At 64.0% G+C, this 22,745-nt stretch carries 25 protein-coding genes; 10 read left to right on the forward strand and 15 right to left on the reverse strand.

Features of this window, described 5'->3' with window-relative positions:
* Positions 1–3 precede the first annotated feature (3 nt).
* The 7 genes from ACQ4WQ_RS24305 to ACQ4WQ_RS24335 form a co-directional block, all read right to left on the reverse strand.
* Entirely contained in the window at positions 4–294 is a 291-nt protein-coding gene (locus ACQ4WQ_RS24305) for a hypothetical protein (RefSeq protein ID WP_436500612.1), read from the reverse strand.
* 105 nt (positions 295–399) lie between these two features.
* Complete coding sequence (locus ACQ4WQ_RS24310) at positions 400–1,746, reverse strand: sigma-54-dependent transcriptional regulator (RefSeq protein WP_436500614.1); 1,347 nt, start codon at positions 1,744–1,746, stop codon at positions 400–402.
* The gene (locus tag ACQ4WQ_RS24315) at positions 1,733–3,631 is read right to left on the reverse strand and encodes a sensor histidine kinase (RefSeq protein ID WP_436500616.1); all 1,899 of its coding nucleotides are present in this window, start codon (positions 3,629–3,631) and stop codon (positions 1,733–1,735) included. Before ACQ4WQ_RS24315 ends, ACQ4WQ_RS24310 begins: the two co-directional genes overlap by 14 nt.
* Before the next feature lie 122 nt (positions 3,632–3,753).
* Positions 3,754–4,545, reverse strand: a complete 792-nt coding sequence (locus ACQ4WQ_RS24320; RefSeq protein WP_436500618.1) for an ABC transporter ATP-binding protein — start codon at positions 4,543–4,545, stop codon at positions 3,754–3,756.
* 11 nt (positions 4,546–4,556) lie between these two features.
* Positions 4,557–5,366: an ABC transporter permease gene (locus tag ACQ4WQ_RS24325; RefSeq protein ID WP_436500620.1), complete on the reverse strand. Its 810-nt coding sequence runs from the start codon at positions 5,364–5,366 to the stop codon at positions 4,557–4,559.
* 27 nt (positions 5,367–5,393) lie between these two features.
* Complete coding sequence (locus tag ACQ4WQ_RS24330) at positions 5,394–6,395, reverse strand: ABC transporter substrate-binding protein (RefSeq protein ID WP_326459436.1); 1,002 nt, start codon at positions 6,393–6,395, stop codon at positions 5,394–5,396.
* A gap of 395 nt (positions 6,396–6,790) precedes the next feature.
* Positions 6,791–7,027, reverse strand: a complete 237-nt coding sequence (locus ACQ4WQ_RS24335; protein WP_326459435.1) for a hypothetical protein — start codon at positions 7,025–7,027, stop codon at positions 6,791–6,793.
* Positions 7,028–7,458: 431 nt separating this feature from the next.
* On the opposite strand from ACQ4WQ_RS24335, the gene ACQ4WQ_RS24340 reads away from it, so the two are divergent.
* Positions 7,459–7,995, forward strand: coding sequence for a winged helix-turn-helix domain-containing protein (locus tag ACQ4WQ_RS24340; protein ID WP_080698807.1), 537 nt, complete (start codon positions 7,459–7,461; stop codon positions 7,993–7,995).
* 234 nt (positions 7,996–8,229) lie between these two features.
* Positions 8,230–9,102, forward strand: coding sequence for a M90 family metallopeptidase (locus ACQ4WQ_RS24345; protein WP_326459434.1), 873 nt, complete (start codon positions 8,230–8,232; stop codon positions 9,100–9,102).
* A 9-nt stretch (positions 9,103–9,111) separates the two neighbouring features.
* Here the strand turns inward: ACQ4WQ_RS24345 and ACQ4WQ_RS24350 are convergent, their stop codons facing one another.
* A complete protein-coding gene (locus tag ACQ4WQ_RS24350; protein ID WP_436500624.1) occupies positions 9,112–9,801 on the reverse strand; it encodes a LytR/AlgR family response regulator transcription factor in 690 nt (229 codons plus the stop codon).
* Positions 9,798–11,459: a histidine kinase gene (locus tag ACQ4WQ_RS24355; protein WP_436500626.1), complete on the reverse strand. Its 1,662-nt coding sequence runs from the start codon at positions 11,457–11,459 to the stop codon at positions 9,798–9,800. The genes ACQ4WQ_RS24350 and ACQ4WQ_RS24355 overlap by 4 nt, the downstream gene beginning before the upstream one ends.
* Positions 11,460–11,611: 152 nt before the next feature.
* Here ACQ4WQ_RS24355 and ACQ4WQ_RS24360 point away from each other — a divergent pair, with 152 nt between their 5' ends.
* From ACQ4WQ_RS24360 to ACQ4WQ_RS24390, 7 genes are all read left to right on the forward strand, one after another.
* Entirely contained in the window at positions 11,612–13,714 is a 2,103-nt protein-coding gene (locus ACQ4WQ_RS24360; RefSeq protein ID WP_436500627.1) for a serine hydrolase domain-containing protein, read from the forward strand.
* Between the two features lie 107 nt (positions 13,715–13,821).
* The gene (locus ACQ4WQ_RS24365; RefSeq protein WP_326460038.1) at positions 13,822–14,652 is read left to right on the forward strand and encodes a transporter substrate-binding domain-containing protein; all 831 of its coding nucleotides are present in this window, start codon (positions 13,822–13,824) and stop codon (positions 14,650–14,652) included.
* 20 nt (positions 14,653–14,672) lie between these two features.
* A complete protein-coding gene (locus tag ACQ4WQ_RS24370) occupies positions 14,673–15,350 on the forward strand; it encodes an amino acid ABC transporter permease (protein ID WP_436500629.1) in 678 nt (225 codons plus the stop codon).
* Positions 15,350–16,042 (forward strand): amino acid ABC transporter permease, encoded by a 693-nt coding sequence (locus tag ACQ4WQ_RS24375; protein ID WP_326460036.1) that lies wholly within the window; start codon positions 15,350–15,352, stop codon positions 16,040–16,042. Before ACQ4WQ_RS24370 ends, ACQ4WQ_RS24375 begins: the two co-directional genes overlap by 1 nt.
* Positions 16,039–16,782, forward strand: a complete 744-nt coding sequence (locus ACQ4WQ_RS24380; RefSeq protein WP_436500632.1) for an amino acid ABC transporter ATP-binding protein — start codon at positions 16,039–16,041, stop codon at positions 16,780–16,782. The genes ACQ4WQ_RS24375 and ACQ4WQ_RS24380 overlap by 4 nt, the downstream gene beginning before the upstream one ends.
* A gap of 113 nt (positions 16,783–16,895) precedes the next feature.
* Positions 16,896–17,462, forward strand: coding sequence for a glycine zipper domain-containing protein (locus ACQ4WQ_RS24385; RefSeq protein WP_326460034.1), 567 nt, complete (start codon positions 16,896–16,898; stop codon positions 17,460–17,462).
* Between the two features lie 196 nt (positions 17,463–17,658).
* Entirely contained in the window at positions 17,659–18,018 is a 360-nt protein-coding gene (locus ACQ4WQ_RS24390) for a hypothetical protein (RefSeq protein ID WP_070224943.1), read from the forward strand.
* A 21-nt stretch (positions 18,019–18,039) separates the two neighbouring features.
* On the opposite strand, the gene ACQ4WQ_RS24395 is transcribed toward ACQ4WQ_RS24390, so the two are convergent.
* Complete coding sequence (locus ACQ4WQ_RS24395) at positions 18,040–18,906, reverse strand: universal stress protein (RefSeq protein WP_326460033.1); 867 nt, start codon at positions 18,904–18,906, stop codon at positions 18,040–18,042.
* 86 nt (positions 18,907–18,992) lie between these two features.
* Positions 18,993–19,313 carry a hypothetical protein gene (locus ACQ4WQ_RS24400; protein ID WP_076570384.1) on the reverse strand — a complete coding sequence of 107 codons (321 nt, stop codon included), beginning with the start codon at positions 19,311–19,313 and terminating at the stop codon, positions 18,993–18,995.
* A 231-nt stretch (positions 19,314–19,544) separates the two neighbouring features.
* Between ACQ4WQ_RS24400 and phbB the strand changes: the two genes are divergently transcribed.
* Positions 19,545–20,291: an acetoacetyl-CoA reductase gene (gene phbB, locus ACQ4WQ_RS24405; protein WP_070224945.1), complete on the forward strand. Its 747-nt coding sequence runs from the start codon at positions 19,545–19,547 to the stop codon at positions 20,289–20,291.
* Positions 20,292–20,465: 174 nt separating this feature from the next.
* Here phbB and ACQ4WQ_RS24410 read toward each other — a convergent pair whose 3' ends face one another.
* From ACQ4WQ_RS24410 to ACQ4WQ_RS24425, 4 genes are all read right to left on the reverse strand, one after another.
* The gene (locus tag ACQ4WQ_RS24410) at positions 20,466–20,846 is read right to left on the reverse strand and encodes a TraR/DksA family transcriptional regulator (RefSeq protein WP_034759509.1); all 381 of its coding nucleotides are present in this window, start codon (positions 20,844–20,846) and stop codon (positions 20,466–20,468) included.
* 108 nt (positions 20,847–20,954) lie between these two features.
* Positions 20,955–21,374, reverse strand: a complete 420-nt coding sequence (locus ACQ4WQ_RS24415; RefSeq protein WP_326457274.1) for a VOC family protein — start codon at positions 21,372–21,374, stop codon at positions 20,955–20,957.
* Between the two features lie 80 nt (positions 21,375–21,454).
* Positions 21,455–21,925 carry a hypothetical protein gene (locus tag ACQ4WQ_RS24420; RefSeq protein WP_436500636.1) on the reverse strand — a complete coding sequence of 157 codons (471 nt, stop codon included), beginning with the start codon at positions 21,923–21,925 and terminating at the stop codon, positions 21,455–21,457.
* On the reverse strand, positions 21,910–22,728 hold the full coding sequence (locus tag ACQ4WQ_RS24425) for a hypothetical protein (RefSeq protein ID WP_436500638.1): 819 nt from the start codon (positions 22,726–22,728) through the stop codon (positions 21,910–21,912). The genes ACQ4WQ_RS24420 and ACQ4WQ_RS24425 overlap by 16 nt, the downstream gene beginning before the upstream one ends.
* Positions 22,729–22,745 lie beyond the last annotated feature (17 nt).

Below are 22,745 nucleotides of genomic sequence, written 5' to 3' on the forward strand. Positions count from 1 at the left end.
ATCTTATTTTGCAGGGGCGACAGGGATGCTGGGCACAGCGGGTGTGGACGCTGGCGGCGCCGTCGGCTTCCCGCGCCGCGTGCGCTTGTCCGTTCGCGATTTGGTGGCCTTGCCGTCATGAACCAGCTTGCCTTTGTTATCAAGCTTGTCGGACTGGTCCGATTTCTGGCCCGGATCGTTGGGATTATTGGTGTGGTTGCCCGTCTGGTTCACATTCGTCGTCGACTGGGCTTGCACCCAGGCGCCGCCGATGGTCATCAGGGTGGCGGCCAGCAAGAGAGCGGCGGTTTTCATGGCGGTGTCCTGTGCAGAAATGAATAAGAGCTTGCATTCTCACACAGGAGATCGCCCGCACGGGTAGGACGCCGCCGCATGGCTGTGTCGGCTACTTGCTACTGATTATCGGAACTGCTCCGTCGAGATATCAAAGCGCTTGAGCTTGTCGTACAGGGTTTTCTTCGGGATATTCAAGCTGGCGGCCGCGTCGATGACGTTGCCATTGTGGCGGCGCAAGGCTTCCTCGATGATGGAAATCTCGAAGGTGTCCACCTGCTCGGCCAGCGACGCTTCGCGGCAGCCGGCGGGACTCAGGGTCTCGTCCAGCAAGCCCAGCACGAAGCGGTCGGCCACGTTGTGCAATTCGCGCACATTGCCGGCCCAGCGCTGCGCCATCAATGACGCGATCAGTTCGCCGCTGACGAGGGCGGCCGGCTGGCCATAGCGCAGGGCCGCCTGCAGCACGAAAAACTCGAACAGCAGCGGGATATCCTCGCGCCGGTTGCGCAGGGCGGGGAGCGTGAGGCTGGCCACGTTCAGGCGGTAATACAGGTCGGGCCGGAACTTGCCCTGTTCGGCCAGCACATTGAGGTCTTCCTTGGCGGCGGCGATCACGCGGAAATTGACGGATATCAATTTGTTGGAACCGAGCCGTTCCACCTGGCGCTCCTGCAGCACGCGCAGCAGTTTCACCTGCAGGGCCAGCGGCATGCTTTCGATTTCATCGAGGAACAGGGTGCCGCCGTTCGCGTACTCGATCTTGCCGATGCGCTGGCGCTGCGCGCCCGTAAACGCGCCTTCCTCGTGGCCGAACAGTTCCGATTCGAAGATCGATTCGGGCAGGGCGCCGCAGTTGATCGCCACGAACGGGTGGTCGCGCCGCTCGCTGAAGTCGTGCAGGCAGCGCGCGATCAGCTCCTTGCCGGTCCCCGTTTCACCGAGGATGATGATGTCGGCCGATTTCGGCGCCAGGTTCAGCACCAGCTGGCGCACCTTGGCCATGGCCGCGCTGCGGCCCACGATGCGCGCCTCGATGCCGACGCGCTGTTCGAGCTGGCGGCGCAAGTTCATGTTTTCCAGCACCAGGTGGCGTTTATCCAGAGCGCGGCGGCACACTTCCACCAGCAGGTCGGCGGAAAACGGTTTTTCGATGAAATCGTAGGCGCCGCGGCGCATGGCGCCCACCGCCATCGATACGTCGCCGTGGCCCGTGACGAGGATCACGGGCAGGCTGGCATCCTGCGCCACGGCGATATCGAGCAGTTTCAAGCCATCCATGCCGGGCAGCTTGATGTCGCTCAATAAAATGCCGGCAAATTCGGGCACCAGGTAGGGCAGCGCTTCCTCGGCCGTGGCCACGGCCGTCACTTGCAGGCCCGCCAGTTCCAGCGATTGCCGGGCGCCCTTGCGCACGACGGCGTCGTCTTCCACCAGCAGCACTTGCATGCCTTCAAAATTATTCTCGTGCATCAGATGTTTCCTTGTCTCTCACTCCCGGGTCGCAGCTCAGGGTGATGGTAAATTGCGCGCCGCCCCCTTCCTGCGCGCTGCGGTTGCGCACGGCCAGGGCGCTGCCGGCCGCGCGCAGTATGCCAGCGCTGATCGATAATCCCAAGCCCAGCCCGTGTTCCTTGGTGGTATAGAAAGGGTCGAAGATCTTGTCGAGCGAGGCCAGCGGGATGCCGGGGCCATTATCGGTGATATGCAGCACGGCGAGGCCGCCTTCGCGGCGCACCTGGAACCATATCTGCACGGGCTCGCTTTCCGGCACGGCATCCATGGCGTTCGTGATCAGGTTGGTAAACACCTGTTCCAGGCCGATGGCGTTGCACAGCACGATGATGTCGTCCTCAAGCCAGCTTTCATGCAGGGTCAGGCGCTGCGAGCCTTTGCGCGTGCGGATCTGCAGCATGGTTTGCGCAAACGCCTGGCGCACGCTGACGGGCTTGCGGGCATCGTCGCTGCGCCGCGCAAAGCCTTTCAATTGCGACGTCACATAGCCGAGACGCTTGACGAGGTCGGAAATGGTCGACAGATTGTCGAGCGCGTCATCGATCTGGCCGCGTGCCAGAAAGACCTTGGCATTGTCGGAAAACGTTTGCAGGGCCGCCAGCGGCTGGTTCAGCTCGTGCGTGACGCCGGCCGCCATCTGGCCGATGGCCGCCAGCTTGCCGCTTTGCACCAGTTCCGCCTGGGCGTAGCGCAAGGTCTGCTCGGCCCGTTCACGCTCGGCCACTTCCGCCTGCAGGCGGCCGTTCGCGTGCACGAGGTCGGCCGTGCGCTGCTCGACCTTGATTTCCAGCTGTTCGTAGGCGCGGGCCAGCGTCTGTTGTGCATTGAGCTTGTCGGCGATGCGGCGCCGGCGCTGGCGCGCATACATCAGGGCCAGCAGCAGCAAGGCCCAGCCCAGCGCGGCGGCGATGGCCGCGTTGCGCGCCGCCTCGTTGACCTGGTCGAGCTCGGCCAGCACGGTGATCTGCCATTGCAGCGGGCCCAGCGCGCGGTTCACGGCCAGGTAGTCGGCATTGCCGGACAGGGCGGGGGAGTCACTCGTCTGCGGGCGTTCCAGCGTCATCACGCTGGCGCCATCGGCGAACTGGCGCTGCACCTTGTGCGGCAGGATGGGTAGATTTTCTTGCAGGAACTGGCGCTGTTCGCTGATGTCTTTCTTGGCGTCCGGCGACAGCGGGGCCAGGGTCTTGAACTTGAAGGCGGGGGTGGTGGCCAGGATGATCACGCCATTCGCATCCTTGACCCAGATCTGTTCGCCCGCGCCCGGCGTGCGCCACGATTGCTCGATCCAGTCCAGGTTGACCTTGGCGGCGACGATGCCGATGATGCGCCCGTCGCGCTGCACGGGCTGCGAAATGAAATAGCCGGCTTCGAAGGTGGAAAAGCCGATGCCGTAGAAGCGGCCGATGCCGCCCGCGATGGCGTTCTTGAAATACGGACGGAAGCCGTAATTGACGCCCACGTACGAGCTGCGGTCTTGCCAGTTGCTCGACGCCAGGGTCGTGCCCTTGTCGTCGAGCACGTAGACGGCAAAGGCGCCCGCGCGGCGGTTCATGTCGACCAGGTAGGCGTTGATCTGCGTGACTTTATCGGCGCTGGGCTGCTCCAGCAATTGCGCCACGGCATCGCTCTGGGCCACGGCCAGGGGCAGGAATTCGTATTTGTTCAGGGCGCCGCCGATGGACGCCGCATACAGTTCCGCGCGCGAATCTAGCGTGCGGTGCAATTCATCGAGCTGGCGCTGCTTGACCCAGGCATACGAGGCCCACGTCAGCACGACCAGCGAGCCCACGGCCAGCAGGGGGCCGAGCGCGGGTCTCAGGGTCCATTTGCCGAATGCCATGGTGCTCCGTGTGTCGGGTTAATTACGACGGTATTGTAAGGCTGAAACCCGCAAGTCAAAGACTGGGGTCGGACCTTAAGGTCCGACCCCGGCACTTGCTTTCGGGTTAGCTTGCGCGGTGATTAATCAGCAGTGCTGGCCATGGTTTCCGCGTTATGGTGCCTTTGCTGCTCTTCCATCACCATCTCGCCCAGCATGCGCTTCAGGCGGTTGAACTCGGGGTCGCTCGGGTCGCGCGGGCGGGGCAGTTCGATGGCCACGTCGCGCTTGACGGTGCCGGGACGGTAGGTCATGACGATGGTGCGGTCGGCCAGGTAGATCGATTCCTCGATCGAGTGCGTGACGAAGACGATGGTGGTGCCGAAGACTTTCCAGATTTTCAGCAATTCATCTTGCAGGTTGCGCCGCGTCAAGGCGTCCAGCGCGCCGAACGGCTCGTCCATCAGCATGATCGGTGAATCGAGGGCCAGCACGCGGGCAATCGCCACGCGCTGGCGCATGCCGCCGGACAAGTCTTTCGGGTAGCGGGCACGGAATTCCGTCAAGCCCAGCATGCTCAGCAGCATGTCGACCCGTTCCTTGATCTCGGCAGGCGTCTTGCCGGCGATTTCCAGGCCGAAGGCGATATTGCTTTCAATCGTCATCCATGGGAACAGCGCGTATTCCTGGAACACCATGCCGCGGTCGGGACCAGGCTCGGTGATCAGCTTGCCGCCGGCCAGGATCTGGCCCGACGTCGGCTGTGAAAAGCCGGCGATGGCGTTCAACAGGGTCGACTTGCCGCAGCCGGACGGCCCCAGCAGGCAGATGAACTCGCCGCTGGCGATTTCCAGGTTGATATCCTTCAGGGCGATGACGTCCGCGCCGCCCGTGGTGAAGATTTTATTGACTGCATTGATATTGATCGTGGTCATGGCCGTTCCTCTCAGTGTTCCAGGCCGCGGTGCCACTGCAGCAAATGATTATTCAGGGCATTCATGGCCATATCGATGGCCAGGCCGAACAGGCCGATGGTGAACATGCCGGCGATAATCTTGTCAGACCAGAAATACTCGCGCGCTTCCAGGATGCGGAAACCGAGGCCGCTGTTGACGGCGATCATCTCCGCCACGATCACGACGATGAAGGCCGTGCCCATGCCGATGCGCGCGCCGGCCAGGATATACGGCGTGGCCGCCGGCAGGATGACGCGGCGGAACATGGTCATCTGGCTGGCGCCCAGGTTGCGCGCGGCGCGGATATAGATGCCGTCGACCTGGCGCACGCCGGCGATGGTATTCATCAGTACGGGGAAGAAGGAACCGATGCTGATCAGGAAGAAGGCGGGCGGGTTGCCCAGGCCGAACCACAGGATCGCCAGCGGAATGTAGGCGATCGGCGGAATCGGGCGCAGCACCTGCACCAGCGGGTCGAACAGTTTATAGATGGTCTTGTTGGTGCCCATCAGCAGACCCAGCGGCAAGGCCAGGCCGGCGCCGATGGCGAAGCCGCCCAGCACGCGCGACAGGCTGGCCCAGGCGTCATGCGGCAATTCGCCGGAGAACATCCATACCAGGTAGCTGCCCGCTTCGGGCGTGTAGGCTTGCATCGGCATCAGGTATTCATACCACTTCACCAGCACGGCCACGGGCGAGGGCAGGATTTGCGGGTTGATCCAGCCGAAGGTCGACATGGCTTGCCAAAGAAGCAATGCAGCAGCGGGCACGGCGGCGCCGTGCGCGAAGCGTTTCATCATTTGAATATTCATCGTGACACTTTCAGATTAGCGAGGTGCGTAGGATTTCTTGGCTTTTTCCAGCAGATCCAGCTTGACCCAATCCTGTGCCGCGGGCGCCTTGGCCATGCGGCCCACGCCGAATTTCATCATGTAGTCGGTGGTCAGCTGCACGTGGCTTTGCGTGATGTCTTCCGTGAAGATGGCGTTGTCGATGGCATCGCGGTAATCCTCGCTCGTGATCTGGTTCTTGAACATCGATTCGCGCACGTATTTTTCCGCCAGTTTCGGGTCGGCCAAAAACGCCCGCGTGGCGGCGACGAAGCAATCCATGAAGCGCTGCGCCACGGCCGGCTTTTCCTTGTACATCTTTTCCGTCATCACGAGGGCGCGCACGGGCTCGCCCAGCGGCGTGTCGTAGGGCTTGATGATGGCCGCGCCGTATTTCTTGTGGATCGCCTGCGTCGAATACGGTTCGGACTGGCTCATGACGTCGATATCCTTGGTCAGCAGCGCCTGGTTCAGGTCAGGGTAGCCCATGTACAGGATCTGCACGTCCTTGCCCGGCTTGTCGGACCAGGTCAGCTTGGCCTTGGTCAATTCGGCAAACAGCAGGATTTCCTGCGGGCCGCCGCGCGTGACGCCGACTTTCTTGCCTTTCAGGCCAGCAATATCCTTGATGTTCAGGTCGGGACGCCCGACGATCTGCACGCCGCCCTTGGCGAAGCCGCCCACCAGGTACACGGGCAAGCCCGTGGCGCGGCCCGTGATGGCCGCTTCCAGCGCGCTGGCGGAGACGTCGATTTCGCCGGCGATCATGGCCGGCACGATGTCGAGGCCCTTGGCAAAGATGCGCTCTTCGATCTTCAAGTCGTATTTCGGTGCGATTTCCTTCATGTAGGCGACGGCGCCGTAATGGGCGAATTTCAGGTTGCCCAGGCGGACCAGGTCGGCCGCATGGACGGCCAGCGGGAATTGCGCGGCCAGTGCGACGGCCACGGCCAGTGCCTTGGTGTTCAGGAAGGACGAGATGCGGAAGGTGCTTGCCATGCTGTTGTCTCCAAAAAAGGTAGATGGTTTTTATATTGGGTAAGGCTGCCGCTCTGGTGGCGGTTATGAAAATATAAAAGCATCTTCCGTGCCAGTGGAGCGCATTTTGGCGTTTATTGCAAGTGATTGTTTATAAAGGTTTAATTTGAATCTATTGAAAGTGGGAAATGGTGAGATTCCGCTTTTCCGCACGGCGCAGGGAAAAGCTGTGCGGATTACCGCATTTTGGGAGGAGCGATTCGATGCTGGCCGGCGCCGCGCATGCGGGTGAACCTAAATGGCGCGGCCGACTCCAATCGTAAAAAAACGCGTTGCAAACAGGCTGGCAACGCGTAACTCCCCCGTGGAGTAGGGACGGCGCCGCGCGGGCGCCTGATCGGTGGGCTTTGACGGCCTTATTTCGGCGCCGTGGCGGGCGGCAGGGCCGGCGCGGTGGCCGGATCGGTCAGCGGGGCAGGCGGCGTCGTGCTGCCCGGGCCCGTTTCCGGCGTGGGCGGCGTGACGGGGGCGGGCAGTACCTGCGGGGCGGAAGCGGGGTTGGGCGCCGTTTCAGGCAGCGGCGCCTCGGCCGGTTTTTTGCAGGCGGACAGGGTGACCAGGGCAGCGGCGGCCAGCAGAGTAGGCATGTTCATGATGGTTCCTTTGCAAAGTATCAAGATTGGCGCGATGCGGACGGCGGGTGCCGCGCGCGAAGCTTGAATTTATTGCAAGAATGCCGACGCTTCTGTTCGCCATTTCACTTTGTGCGCGCATGGGAGTACGGCATTGTGAGATGTCTTTTATAGATGTCCCGAGGGAAATAATTCAGCAAGGCAATATTTTTCACTTTCTTGCTTCTAATGTTCGTTAACGCACAGACCAGTGAGGAGCAGGATGGCATTCTGTGCCCAGACGCTCAGGATTCGTGATGTCTTGGTATAAAAATTGCCAAGAACTTAACAATCCGGGCTACCGGCAATCGTTTAAAAGGAGTATTCAAATGCATGCAATGACTCAGTCTCACGTGAAGAGCGAATTAAAGGCAGCGCACCAGGAACTTCGTAGCCCCGAAAAAGGCTCGCAAATGGTCGAACGCGCAGCACCCATCCCCCCGGAACGCATGAATCCCATTTCCATGGCACCGATCGAGCGCGTGCGTTCGACGTCGGCCACCCTGCGCCGCATCGAAAACATGCAAAAGCTGATCGGCGAATTGTCGCTGCACGAGATGCTGGCCGATGAAATCGCCTGGTTCCTCAAGTTTTCGCCATCGGGCGCCCGCAAATATATCCGCGACCTGCGCGAAGCGGGCGTGATCGAACTGGCCCGCTACATCGAAGGCACCGCCACCTACCTGGGCAAGGCAGTGTACCAGCTGACGCCGGATCCTGAGCGCGTGCGCGCCTTCCTGGCCGCCATCGTCCAGCCGAAACGCGAAGGTGCGCCACCGCGCAAGGACCGTCCCGGCCTGCGCGAGCAAAGCATGGCAGGCAGCGGCCGCCACTTCCACATCCTGGCCGATGACACGCATTACGCCATCCGCGTCAACCGCGGTCCCGTGACGCGCGATCCGCTGGTCGCCGCCTTGTTCGGTGCGCCGCAGCAAAAGTCGGCCGAGTAGCACCCGACATCGTTGTCGGGCGCTGTGATGTTGTAATGAAAGCCGGGTTGCGACCCGGCTTTTGGCGTTGGTGCTCTCCCGTTCATCTTGGCGGATTGAAAAGATGTTAATCAACCCCATGTGGGCTGGACTGCTGCCCGCAACGCGCGGGTTCACTTGAAAGAGCTTGTCCTTGTCTGCCTACGCCGCCCTGTTATCGTTCCCGCCATTGCGTTGCCTGAAACGGGTCGCCGCATGAACCCGCTGCTGTGGATCGCCCTCGTCACGGTCGCCATCGTCTTTTCATTATGGTTCCCCCGCTGGCGCTTGAAGCGTGCCCTGTCCAGGCCCTTGCCGCCGGAAGGTCTGGCCGTGCTGGAAAAAAATATTCCCGTGTATCCGCGCATGCCGGCGCCGCTGCAGCAGCAATTGCGCCGTCTGGTCGTGCAATTCCTGTACCAGAAGAAATTCGTCGGTTGCGGCGGCCTGGAAATCACGGACGAGATGCGCTACACCATCGCCGGCCAGGCGTGCTTGCTGCTGCTCAATCGCCAGACCCAGGTGTATCCGGAGCTCGACACCATCCTCGTGTATCCCACAGAATTCATCGTCACGCGCAATGAAGTGGGCCCGGGCGGCGTGGTCACGCCATCGGCCAATGGTTTATTGGGCGAATCCTGGGGCGATGGCCGCGTGGTGCTGGCCTGGGACCACGTGCAGCGCGGCGCGGCAGACTGGACCGATGGCCACAACGTCGTGCTGCATGAATTCGCCCACCAGCTCGACAGCGAATCGGGCGCCGCGAATGGCGCGCCCTACCTGCCCAGCGTATCGAGCTACCGCAGCTGGGCCACCGTGCTGTCGCGCGACTTCGATAACCTGCGCCACGACGCCATCTATCAGCAGCACAGCGTGATGGACCATTACGGCGCCACCAATCCCGCCGAATTCTTTGCCGTGGCCACGGAAACCTTCTTTGAAAAGCCGTACCAGATGGCCGAGCACCACGAAGAACTGTATGCGCAATTTTTACAGTACTACAAGGTCGATCCGCGCGACTGGATGGCGCCACCCGTGGAAGCCGAACACATGGCCTCGCCGTTTCCCAATTACGCGCCCCACTGGTAAGCGGGGGCTTCAGCCCAGCAGCCGCTGTTTCAGCGCGGGATAGCTGCTGCGCGAGACGGGAATGCCCGTGCTGGTTTGCGTATCGAGCGCGTATTTTCCGCCCGCGGCGATCTGCAGCCGCCTGAAGCCCAGGCTGTTGACGATGTAGGAGCGGTGCACGCGCAGGAAGTGGGGCGGCAGCAGGGCCATGAGCTTGTCGATCGGCAAGTCGTGAAAGCACTGTTCGCCGCTGCGCAGCACGATGTTGCTGTAGTGGCCATCGGCTTGCACGTGGTCGATCTCGGCCATGGCGATCCATTCCAGCGCCCCGCGTTTCTTGACGGCCAGCGAGGCCGCTTGCGCATGCCGCCCCGTATAGCGTTGCAGCGCCTTGTGCAGCCGTTCGCGGCTGAAGGGCTTGGCAACGAAGTCGAGCACGCCGAACTCGAAGGCCGTGATCGAGCGTTCCGCGTGGGCCGAGACGATGATGGTCTGGAACGGGGCTTGTTGGGCCAGGCGCAGCAGGTCATAGCCGTCCGCGCCATGCAGGTTCAAGTCCAGCAGCAGCAAGTCGATCTTGTCCTGTGCCAGGGCGGCCAGCGCTTGCGGCACATTGTCGTGCAATGCCAGCGTTGCCAGGCGCGCGCCGAAATGCGCGCGCACCTCGCGTTCCAGGCCTTGTGCGATCAGCGGTTCATCTTCCAGTATCAATACGTTCATGGGACCGCCGGCAGGGTGAAGGTGACGAGCCAGCCTTGTTGCTGTTGCTCAATGTCATAGCGGGCGCTCTCGCCAAACACGGCATGCAGGCTGGCGCGGATGTACTGTTCGCCCACGCCGCTGCCCGCGTGCGGGCGCGCTTCGCCCTCGGGCATCAGCAAAGTGAGCACGTGCGTTTGCGCATGTTTTGCGATGCGCAGGATAAAGGCCGCGCCGTGGCGGTAGCGGTTGTGGCTGAACCCATTTTCCAGCGCCGTCAGCAAGATGGCGGGCGGAACGGTGATGCCCGCTGCCTCCCCATCGAGCTGCAGGCTGCACGGCTGCTGCAGCCGCGTGCCCATGATGCTCAGGTAATTCTGGCACAGGGCCAGTTCCTGCGTCAGGGCAATGCTTGGCTGCTGCGCAAATTCATTGAGCATGCGCAACTCGGCCCCCAGCGCCTCGATGAAGGTTTCGGCCGCCTGCGGCGATTGCGCGTTGAGTTCGCCGATCAGGCTCAAGGAGTTCATCAGGAAATGCGGTTGCATGCTTTTGCGCAAGAGCTGGTTTTCCAGCTGCCGGGCGCGCGCCGCCTTGCTGCGTTCCTGCAGCAGCTGCGCCAGCAATTGCGCGCACAGGGGCAGCAGCAAGAAGCACACGACGAGGGCGAAGCCGCCCTCGGCAAACTGGCTGCCCGTCAGCAGGAACAGGACGCACGAGGCCAGCGCGATCAAGGTGCCGCCGCGGCTGCCCGGCAAGCGGCGCCACAGGGCGCCCAGGTTGAGCAGCAGGCTCGCTGCCAGGCCCGTCAGAAACATCAGCCAGCAGCGGGCATCGAAATGCGCGGGCAGCGCGCCGGCCAGTGCTATGCACGCCAGCAACACCGCCGCCGCCAGCGGCCAACGGGGCAGGCGCCAGGCCGTATAAAAATACAGGGGCAGCAGGGCGGAAAACAGCCAGGTCAGGGCGCTGACGGCATACAGGCGCGGCAAGTGCCAGGGGTAGGCGTAGCCGCTAACGCTGCGCCAGAGTTCCACCACCAGCAGCAGCGCCGCCACCAGGCACAGCGCGGCAAACATGGCCCAGTGCCGCTGCCGCTGGTACAGCACCGTCAAGGCGAGGAAGAGCAGGGCGACGGCGCCCAGCGCGCCGGCCAGCAGCAGCGGCGGCAGCCGGTACCAGGCCAGCGCCGCGCGGTAGTCTTGCCGGTCGACCAGGTACAGCGCATAGAATGGCGACGCCAGGCGGGCCGGCGCCTGCTGCGTCGACAGCAGCAAGCGCAGGTGGTGCTTGCCTGCGGTCAACTGCTGTGGCGTCAGGTGGATGGCGAAATCGATGTCGCCCGGCCTGTCATCGACAGCCTGGCGGGCCGGCTGACCATTGTTGCCGATCAAGTTGCCATCCAGCCACAGTTCGCTGGAGGCGAGCGCCGACAGTACCAGCAGCTGCGTCGACGACGGCGTGGCGGCCAGGACCAGTTCGCGCTCGATGCACAGCAGCTGGCCCGGCCGGAGCAACTGGTGCAGCGCGGCGGCGGGCGCGGAGGGACCCGCGCCGCAGGCGCGCCAGCCTTCGCCCAGCGATAGCCTGTCCATGCCCATGGCGAAACAGGGCCAGGCCAGGCAGCAAGCGAGGCAATACCGCGGCAGGTAGCGGAAGAAGGAGGGCATGGCGGGCATTGTAGCTGCTCTTTTGCAACATTTTCATGCTCTCCGGTGCCGTTCATGCAGTCCGCGTGCATTTCGTGCACCGGCCGCCTATGGCGCTGTCATGATGCTTATCATGCATCAGCGCCGCGTGGTGGACGCGGCCTCACCATGGAATAACGACTATGCAAGGCAAGATATATTTCGCCGGCGTGCTGGCGCTGCTGTGCGGCGTGGCGCAGGCCGCTCCCGCTCCCGCTCCCGCGCTGGCCGCGCGCCTGGCCGATTTCGATGGCTGGGTGGCCCGGCGTATGGCCATGCAGCGCATCCCGGGCGTGACCGTCGGCTTCAGCCAGGGCGACGTGGAATGGGTAAAAGGCTATGGCTATGCGGACCTGGAAAACCGCGTACCGGCCATGGCCAGCTCCAGCTACCGGCTGGCGTCCGTCACCAAGCCCATGACGGCGGTGGCCGTCCTGCAGCTGGTCGAGCAGGGCAAGGTCGACCTGGATGCGCCCGTGCAAACCTATGTGCCGTATTTTCCCGTCAAGCCGTTTCCCGTGACGGTGCGCCAGCTGCTGGGCCACCTGGGCGGCATCGATGCCTACCGCAACAGCCAGGCGGAACAGCATTTCAAGGAACACAAGGATACGCGCCAGTCCCTCGCCGTCTTCGAGCAGTTCGACCTGATCGCCGAACCGGGCACGCGCTTCCGCTACACGAGCTATGGCTACAACCTGCTGGGCGCCGTCATCGAGGGCGCGTCGGGCGAAAGCTATGGCGGCTACATGCGGCGCCACGTGTGGGGGCCGCTGGGCATGGACGCCACCGTGATGGACGACCCGGACGCCGTGATCGCCCACCGCGTGCGCGGCTACCGGCTCGACGGTCAGGCCTTGAAAAACTCGGAATTCGTCGACATCAGCAGCCGCTTTTCCGCCGGCGGCACGCGCGCCAGCGTGCCCGACATGCTGGCCTTCGGCAGGGGCATCCATGCAGGCAAGATCCTGTCGCCAGCCAGCGTGGCCGCCATGGTGCAGCCGATGGCCACGCGCGCCGGCCGCTTGACCGACTATGGCATGGGCTGGGAAATCCTGCCCACGGGCGGGCGCTACGCCATCGCCCACGGCGGCCAGCAGCCGGAAACCGTCACCTATTTGTACAGTTTCCCCTCGCGCAAGCTCACCATCGCCGTCGCCGCCAATCTCGAGCGCGTCAATCCGCAAGGCTTCGTGCAGCGCCTGTTCGAGGTGGTCACGGGCGAAGCGTGGCAGCTGAAGACGTATATCGCCGATGCGGGCGCGCAGCGTGCCTACCAGGTGGCGCTAGGCTTGTTCGAGGAGGGACGCGCCCATGCCGAGCGCACGCATGAACCCTATGCCGGTGCGGCCGCCACGCGCGCGGCCTTCACGCAGATCAACCTGCAAGCGCTGGCGCCGGACGCCCAGGCGGCGCGCCCCTACATCGAGGCGGCCCGCCATCCCGCCGGCGGCCGCGTATTCCTCACGGCCGGCGCCAGCATGGCCGAGGCGCTGCGCGCATCGGGCGCCGACCTGCATCAATACTCGCGCGGCGGCGCGCTGGCGTTTGCGCGCGACTATATCGTGTTGTCGCAAGGCGCGACGGCCGGCACCATGCCCCGCTTCGATCCCGCCTTCGAGCACGCCATCGTGGCCCTGGCGGCCAGCTGGGACCGCACGGCTGCCATCGCCTGGCAGGCCGCACCCGCCTCCGCGTCCATTTCTGCACTCGATAGCCAGCTGCGCGCGGCCTTCCGCGGCCAGCGCGCGTATCCCGATTTCGTGCCCGAGCTGCTTGAGCTGGCGCAAGCGTCGGCCGTGCGCGGAGAGACAGATACAGCGCTGGCGGCCGGCCGCCTGGCCGTGGCCTTGTATCCGCTCAGCGACGGCGCGCATGCGCTCCAGGGCTTGACCTTGCTGCGCGCCGGCAAGACAGAACCGGCTCTCGCTGCCCTGCGCGTGTCTCTGGCCCGCGACCCGCTGGGCGCGGCCAGCCCGGCGGCGCTGAACCAGGAAGCCTATCGTTTGAAAGGCTGCGGCGCCGTGACGCAAGGCATGGCCGTGCTGCAGGCGGCTGTCAGCCTGCATCCGCGCGACGCGAATCTGCACGATAGCCTGGCCGAGTTTTATGTGGGGCAAGGCTTGCGCCCGCAGGCCGTCGAGGCTTACCGCCAGGCATTGCAGCTCGATCCCCGCTATCCGGGCGCCGTGGGCGCCAGGGCGGCGATCATTCGCTTGGGCGGCGAGACGAAGGCGCTGGCACCTTAGACGACGCCTTAGATGAATTCTTTATAAGCAAGGCTGAAAAGATTCCTTTTTGGAAATAAGGGCGCTGCGGTTTAATGGCGGCATTCGTTATCCACCAGAGGAATCCCATGCAGACCCGCCTTCATTTCGCCGCCCTGTTATTCACCAGCATCGCCTTCACGCAGGTGGCGCAAGCGGACCAGCTGGCCGCCATCAAGGCGAAGGGCGAGCTGGTCTGCGGCACCCTGGGCACGGACGAACCGAACAGTTTCATCGATGCCAAGTCGCGCCAGCTGGTTGGCTATGAAGTGGATCTGTGCCGCGCCATCGCCCAGGGCCTGGGCGTCAAACCGGTGATCAAGCAACTGGCCGTGGCTGCCCGCATTCCCGAATTGCAGCAGGGCCGCGTCGATATCCTGACGGCGTCCCTGACGCACAACAAGGAGCGCGAGGCGCTCGTCGATTTTTCCCTGTCCACGTTTTACACGGGCCAGCGCGTGCTGGTGAAAAAAAGCAGCCATATCACGACGGTCGCTGGCCTGGCCGGCAAGAAAGTGCTGACCGTCAAGGGCGGCACGCAGGAACCGAATATCCGCAAGGCCGTGCCCGGCGTGGAGGTGGTGACGTTCGAGACGGCGGGCCAGGCTTATCTGGGCTTGCAGCAAGGCAAGGGCGTTGGCTATGTCGACGATGAAGTCTCGCTGCTCAACAATTACGCCAAGCTGGGCGCCGCGCAACACGATTACCTTGTGCTGCCGCAAAACATCAGCCAGGAAGTGTTTGCCTTCGGCATCCGCAAGGGCGAGACGGGCGTGAAAACAGCCGTCGACCAGGTGCTGCGCGGGCTGGAAAAATCGGGCGAGGCGGAAAAACTGTTCTTCAAATGGTATGGCCCGACGAGCAATGTGAAATTTCAGAAGCGCAATTTCAAGATTGAGTCAGACAAGATCGACGCCTGAACCTCGGTTGATGCTGCCGCATGTTTGATCTGACCTTTTTGCTGTCCGGCGACTATCGCGACTGGCTCGTTTCCGGCTTGCTGCTGTCCTTGCAACTGATGGGCATCACCTTGCTCCTGTCTTTGCCGCTGGCCTGCGGCGTGGCCATGCTGCGCCTCGCCCCGTCGCGCCTGCTCAATGGCCTGGGCGCCGCGTATGTCGAGCTGATCCGCAACGTGCCCTTGCTGGCCCACTTCCTGTTCTGGTATTTCGGCGCGCCCGAATTGCTGCCCGATGCGTGGAAGGAGCGCTTGTATGCCGGCAATATCGAAGCCGCCAGCGCCGTCACGGCCCTGACTTTATATACGGCCGCCTACATGGCGGAAGACATCCGCAGCGGCATCCGCGCCATCCCCGCCCAGCAATTCGAGGCGGGCCGGGCGCTGGGTTTCAGCTTTCTCGCCACCATGCGCCTGTGCATCGTGCCGCAGGCGCTGCGGCTGGCCGCGCCGCCGCTGCTGTCGCAAACCCTGACCCTGTGGCAAAACACCAGCATCGCCACCGTCATCGGCGTGGCCGAGCTGATGTACCAGACGCAGCGCGTGGAAGCGGCCTCGTTCCGCAGCGTCGATGCCTTCGTCTTTGCCAGCGCGGCCTACCTGGCCGTCTCCCTGCTGATCGCGGGCCTGGCGGCCTTGCTGCAAAGGAAGGTGTCCTGATGCTGGAACTCCTCCATGATTACTGGCTGTATTTTCTCGTGGGACGCTATCCCGAGGGGCCGCTGGGCGGCCTGGCGCTGACGGTCGTGCTGGCCAGCCTGGCGCTGGTGCTGAGTCTGCCGTTCGGCTTGCTGCTGGGCCTGGCACGCCTGAGTCCCTGGCGGCTGCTGCGCTGGCCCGTCGCCGTACTGATCCACGTGGTGCGGGGGATTCCCTTGCTGCTCGTCATCTTCTGGGCGTATTTCTTCCTGCCCAGCATCACGGGACATGAAAGCGGGCAATTCAGCACCATGCTGGCGGCCCTCGTCATCTTCGACGGCATTTATCTGGCGGAAATCGTGCGCGCCGGCGTGCAAGCCGTGCCGCGCGGGCAGGTGGAGGCGGCCCGCTCGCTGGGCTTGAATTATCTGGACAGCATGCGCTCGGTGGTGCTGCCGCAGGCGCTGCGCCACATGCTGCCCTCGCTGGTCAACCAGTTCGTCTCGACCATCAAGGAAACCTCGCTCGGTTACATCATCGGCCTGGCCGAGGTGTCGTTCATCGCTTCGCAAGTGAACGGCCTCGTGCTGACCAAGCCCGTGCAAGTGTATTTCCTGCTGGGCATGACGTATTTTGTCTTGTGTTTCAGCCTGTCGCGCGCCGCCTTCTGGCTCGAGCGGCGCCAGGCGCGTCTTTTGAAAGCGGCAGCATGATTACCTTTGACAACGTCAACAAATATTATGGCGACTATCACGCCTTGCGCGAGATCAATGAACACGTCGCCAAGGGCGAGGTGCTGGTCGTGTGCGGGCCGTCCGGCTCCGGCAAGTCGACCCTGATCCGCACCATCAACCGCCTGGAGGCGATCGCCTCGGGCCGCATCACGGTGGCGGGCCAGGATATTCACGCACCGGGGCTGGACGTGAATGCCTTCCGCTCGCATATCGGTTTTGTGTTCCAGCAATTCAACCTGTTTCCGCATTTGTCCGTGCTGGACAATTGCGCGCTGGCGCCGCAGCGCTTGCGCGGCCTCACCCGGCGCGAAGCGGAGGAGCGGGCGCTGGCCCTGCTGGAGCGGGTGGGGCTGGCCCACAAGGCGGGCGCCATGCCGGCGGCCTTGTCGGGCGGGCAGCAGCAGAGGGTGGCGATTGCCCGCGCGCTGGCCATGCAGCCGCCGCTGATGCTGTTCGACGAGCCGACCAGCGCGCTGGACCCGGAAATGGTGGGCGAGGTGCTGCAAGTGATGCGCGACCTGGCGCACGGCGGCATGACGATGGTGTGCGTGACGCACGAGATGGGTTTCGCGCGCGAAGTGGCGGACCGTGTCTGGTTCATGGATCACGGGCAAGTGCTGGAACGGGCCACGCCCGAGGAGTTCTTTGTGCGGCCGCAACATGCACGCGCACAGCAATTCTTGGCCGATATCCGCAGCCCGTTCAGCGCGAGCGCATGAATGAGCGCATGATGGTGTGGCTGTGTGCGCAAGCGAACGGTCTGTTGGCGCCGTCCGGCGCACGCTATTGGGGGGCGCACGGGGCGCCCGCAGCCGACCAGGAGGGCCATATCATGTCACGCATCATCGCAGGTCATTTTCAGTTGCAGGAGCAGATAGACGCCGCGCGCGCCGCGCTGAACCAGGCGGGCTTTCCTGACAGCCGCATCAGCGCCTTCTTTGTCAACCAGCCGGGCCAGCATGACTTGCATGCGCTTGGCGGCGACCGCGACATCTCGCCCGGCGCCAAGGAGACGCCGGAAGGCGTGGTCGAGGGCGTGGCCGTCGGGGCGGCCGTCGGTGCCGGCATCGGCGCGGCCACTACCCTGGCAACGGGGCCGCTGGGCCCGGTGGTGGGCGCGCTGGTGGGCGCCCACGTGGGCTCGCTCTACAGTTTCAACAAGATGAAGGAGGCGGGTGAAGCCGAGAAGAATGGCGAAAACAACGGTGAAAACCGCCGCCAGCCGCGGCATCCGGGCATGCTGATCGCCGTCGCGCTGGGCGGCCTCGAGGAGCGTGAACGGGCGCTCGAGACACTGCACCGGCTGGGCGCCGAGCATATCGAGGAAGCGGAAGGCACGATCGCCAATGGCGACTGGCATGACTTCGATCCGCTCAGTATTCCCGTGCTGGTGGCGTGAATCAACCCCTCTGTGGTGCCATATGCATAAATTCCGCGCTGCACGAAATTTAGGTATGATCCTTGTTAGTATTAGTAATTATTGGTAAACAATGCCGACAGGGATAGTTTCCGCGTGCCCGAAGTGACACTGGACCAAGGTGACTGCCCGTAGTACTTGCCTCGCATGCTAACGAGTATGGATAGGAGGGCGCGTCATGACACAGGCATGGTTCATTCTGACACGGGCCGACGGGCGCGACATCTGCGCGCCCTCGCCGGCACAGCTGGCCGATGCGCTGGCCGAGGTGTACCGCGGCGGCGCCGTCACGCCGGATGGCAGTCCGGCCGCCGTCTTGTTGCGCTTTGGCTACGACGATGGCTTGATGTATCAGGTCGAAGTCGCTAGCGGAGGCGAAGTCACTTTCGAGGAATGGTCGGACCGCGATTGCGAAATCGCCCTGGCCAGTCCGCGCCACATGTCGGCCCTGCCGCAGGACGACGCGCTGCAGCTGTGGCAATGGCTGGCGCAGCGCCAGGTGGCGAAGATCCGCAGCCAGCCCTGGCAGGGCGGCTAGCCCTGTCGTCTTGCCAAAGGCCTAGTGCGCCATCAGCACGGGGATCGTCATGCTCTGCAAAATCGTGCGCGTGACGCCGCCCAGGATGGTTTCGCGCAGGCGCGAATGGCCATACGCTCCCATCACCAGCAAGTCGGCCGACAGGTCGGCGGCATGCGACAGCAGCGCCTCGCCGATATCGCCGCGCCGTACGCCCCCGCCATCGAGCAAATGCAGCCGCGCTTCCACGCCGTGGCGCGCCAGGTAGTGCACCAGTTCGGCGCCCGGCTGCTCGCCGTGCTCGGCGGCATGCACCTGGGCGTCGAAGATGGCGACGTGGACTTGCCCGGCGCGCTGCAGCAGGGGCAGGGCGGCGGTCACGGCGCGGCTCGCTTCCTTGCTGGCGTTCCAGGAAATGAGCACATTGCGCGCCGCTGCCGGCGGCGCCAGCAGGGGCAGCGGCGGCGCATACGGCACGATCAGTACGGGACGGCCCGAATGCAGCAGCACATAGGCGGGAAAGTCGCGCATCACGGACGGCGATTTATCCTTGGCATTGTATTGGCTGATGACGACCAGGTCCGCATAGCGCGCCAGCAGGCTGATGCCGCCCGCCGCCTCGTCGTCGAGCACGCGCTGTTCGAACGAGGCGACGCCGGCCGCCCGCACCTGCGCTTCGAAACCGTCGAGGGCGCGCGTGGCACGGTCACGCAGGAAGCTCAGATGCAAGCTCAGGTTCGGGTCGGCATCAAGGTCGGGCTGGTGCTGGTACAGCAGGCGCGACACGCCCGTCAGTGCCACGCCCGTCAGGTGGCCGCCGCATGCCTGGGCGATGCTGGCCGCCGCTTCGATGCGCGCTGCGCGCCCGGCGCTGTCGTCGATGTGGAGCAATACGGTCTTGTACGTCATGGCCTGGCCTCTCGCTGTGGAGTAAGCCCTATTCTGGCACAGTCCGGGGCGCCGGCCGCGCACGCGTGCGGCCGGCGCCTGGCGTTTCAGCTCATGCCAATGATGATGATGTCGGCGTCGCAGTTGCGGTAATGAATCACGATAATGATGATGCGCCGCAATTGCGCAGCCCGCTGCGCCACCTCCATCATGGCGCGGTCGGCGCGGTTCTTCATCGTCACCTGCACTTGCGAGGCGTCGCTGACGGGGATGCCCATGGCCTTCAGCGCCGCCTTCGGGTTGGCCATCAGGGCCAGCGCATGGTGGGGATCGAGTTCCGCCTGATGCAGCGATTCCACGTCGCTCATGCCGGGATTGATCTCGTTGAACAAGTCCCTCAATGCTTCTGTGTCGTCCTGGATTTCCATCGCGTTCTCCTTTGGATCATGCCATCAGGCAAGGACTGTCCGCCTTGCCTGCCGAGGTGCCATCACCTCTTTGATGAGTGTAATTTTGATAATTTTTTACATATGGACACAGCGCAGACGAACGCGGCTATAAGCAGGCCGAGCCTTTGATCTGGCGCAATGCCAGCTTCAAAAGTGCCACCTACACTTGATCCCACGCAGAACAACCATAACAAGCGGGGAGAGACAGCAATGAAAGAGCAAAAGGTAGCGCTGGTGACGGGCGGCATGGGCGGCCTGGGCACGGCCTTGTGTCGTCGCCTGCATGCGGCGGGCTTTGCCGTCGTGGCGGCGCATACGCCGGGCAATACACGGGTGGAAAGCTGGCTCGACGAGCAGCAGGCGCAGCAGTATTATTTTCACCCGCTGGCACTCGATGTGACGGACTTCGCTGCCTGCAGCGAAGCCGTCGGCAAGGTACTGGCGCAGTTCGGCCGCATCGACGTGCTGGTCAACAACGCCGGCATCACGCGCGACCAGAGCATGCGCAAGATGGAATTGCCGCACTGGTCCGAGGTCATGCGGACCAATCTCGACAGCCTGTTCAACATGAGCAAGCAGGTGCTGGAACCCATGCTGGAAAAGAAATGGGGCCGCATCATCAACATTTCTTCCGTGAATGGCCAGAAGGGCGCGTTTGGCCAGTGCAACTACGCGGCCGCCAAGGCGGGCGTGCATGGCTTCAGCAAGGCGCTGGCGCTGGAAGTGGCGCGCCACGGCATCACCGTCAACACGGTGTCGCCCGGCTATTTGCGCACGCAGATGGTGACGGCCGTGCCGGCCGACATCCTGGAAACGAAGATCCTGCCGCAGATTCCCCTGGGCCGCCTGGGCGAGCCGGACGAGGTGGCGGCCCTGGTGGCTTATCTGGCCTCCGACGAGGCGGCATTCGTCACGGGCGCCAACATCGCCATCAATGGCGGACAGCACATGAGTTGATGGGGCGTGCAGCTGGATAATTGAAGCAGGGCAATGGCAGTAGAGGAGACCCGTCCACCCAGCCGGCGCATAGACGCTGGCGGAGGACGGCAGGCAGTATGGTCGTCACGCTGGAAAACAGGGGGCAGGGCAGCGATGCCTTCCCTTTGTTGTTGTGCCGCCGTCATGCTGCCGTCATGGTACCGGGCGCCGGGCTTTTTCCAGCCGCGTCTGGCAATCGATGCACAGCCGCGCTTCGGGGCGGGCGTTCAGGCGCGACAGGCCGATGGCTTCGCCGCAGTTGTCGCACAGGCCGTAGCTGCCGTCGGCAAACTTGGCCAGCGCGTGCTTGATGATGGCCAGCTGCGCCTGATTGTGCTCGGCCGCTTCGCTGACGAGGGCGTTCAAGGTGCGCACGCTGGCGTTGTCGGCCGGCGAGGCTTCGATTTCATTGAGCAGCGAGGCGCGCGCGTCCGCTTCGGCCGCTTCGTTCTCGATCTGTTCCAGCAACGCCAGCTTGCGTTGCTCCAGCACGCCTTGCAGGCGCTGTAGCTGGTCTTGCGGCAATCCATTCATGGCTGTCCCCGATAGGAGTTTCTCCTCTATGGTAGTCCAGGATGGGCGCCTCTGCTTGCGCTACTACCCGCGCCGCGTTTGATGCGGCGCAGGCAGGCGCGGGCCGTTCTATGCTGGCTCTTTCAGGCAGTTGACCATCCAGGCCACGCCGAACTGGTCTTTCAACATGCCGAAGCGTTTGGCCCAGAACGTTTCTTCCAGCGGCATCTGGATGGTGCCGTCACGCGCCAGCGCGGCGAAGACCCGTTCCGCTTCTTCCGGCGTATCGACGGTCAGGCAGATCGAACTGCCGCTCATGCCCTTGGCGCCATCTTCCTGGCAGCCGCCGTCCGAGCCCATCAGCATGGTGGGGCCCAGCTGCACGGAGCCGTGCATGATCTTGTCGTACCAGTCTTCCTTGACTTGCTCCTGGCCCGGCGAGCCGCGGAACGGCATCAGGCACAGGTCCGTGCCATGCAGGTGCTGCCGGTAGTATTCCAGTGCTTGCGCGCAATTTCCACTGAATTGCAAATACGGTTCGATACGCATATTGGCCTCCTCTGGTGGTCCCGCCGGCACGATTGCCAGGCGGGGACGTCCCAGTATAGGCGCTCGCCGGCCGATTTCAATCAGTCCGGCGTCATCACTTGCAGCCGCTCACGCACCTTGCCCAAGGTACTGAGGATGCGCTCGGGATTGCCGGCGAGGACGGCGCTGCCCAGGTGCAACAAACTCGTCGCCAGGCTGATCCAGTGCCGCACGTCGTCGTTGCGGGCGATGCGCAGCCGCACCATGTCGAGCAGGCCGCTGAGCTGGCGCTGCGCCGTTTCCAGTCCCGCCACCGTATGGCCGGCGGCATCGGCATACAGCTGGTTGGCTTGCTGGCGCAAGGCCACTTCCAGGGCGAAGACAGCCTGTGCCTGGCTGTGGCTGATGCCGTTTTCTCCCTGGCTGGCGCGCTTGCGGATGGCGCGCATGACGGCGCCGTGCAGGGTGACCGCCGCCTGCGACAGGCTGTCGGCCAGTTGTTCGACGCGCATGGCGCTGCTGAGAGCTGCTTCGCGGCGTTCGCTGCTGCTCCTGCCTACCGATCCGTCCATCTTGCCTCCGTGGTGGTGAGGGCGGCGGCCAGCTGTGCGTGGTCGCGCGCCAATGCCGCCAGTTGCCGGCGCGCCAGGGTGTGGCGCAGGCCAAGCAGCCGGTATTCTTCGGTTTTGCTTTGCTGCAGGGTTTTCGCCAGCACGGCCAGCAGGCGCTGCTGCGGCGTATCGGCATACGCGATTTCCACGTCGAGCAGGCCGAGCACCATGTCGCGCTCGTTATCGCCGCTTTTGTCGTACAGCGCCAGCAAGCTGTCGAGCGCTGCCAGCAGGGCTTGCAGCGGCGCGTCGCCGTCGTGCAGCACTTGCGCCAGGTGCGCCTGCTGGCTGGCCGCCCCGCCCAGGCGCGACAGTTGCTGCAGCAATACGGTGTAGGCGCTGACATGGCGGTCGTCGATGCCGCTGCCCGGCCAGGCGCGGATGGCGGCGCCGGCGCCGGCCAGTTCCGGCTGCACGTCATATGCATCGGCATTCGCCAGCCGGCCCAGCGCCTGCAGGTACAGGCGCACGGCTTGCGTCAGGCGCGCGACGTCCGCTTGCGCGGCGCGGCGCTGCGCATCGAGCAGGCGTTCGCGCGCATCTTCGGCGGGCGACAGATAGGGGCGGGCGCGCTGGTAGCTGTCCACGTGGCGCTGCGACAGTTCGCCAAAGGCGGTCAAGGCATCGGCGCGGGCGGCCAGGGCGCGCACTTGCGCCAGGTCGGTGCGCGGGCTGGCGCAGCCGCACAGCAGCATGGCCAGGCAGAGGTGCAGGCCGAGGCTAGGGCAAAGGGTGCGGCGAAGGCGGGCGGGCAGGGCGGACACGTCACCTCTCGACAGGG

The sequence above is a fragment of the Janthinobacterium goodfellowi genome (assembly GCF_051380695.1).
Classification (GTDB): Bacteria; Pseudomonadota; Gammaproteobacteria; order Burkholderiales; family Burkholderiaceae_D; genus Janthinobacterium.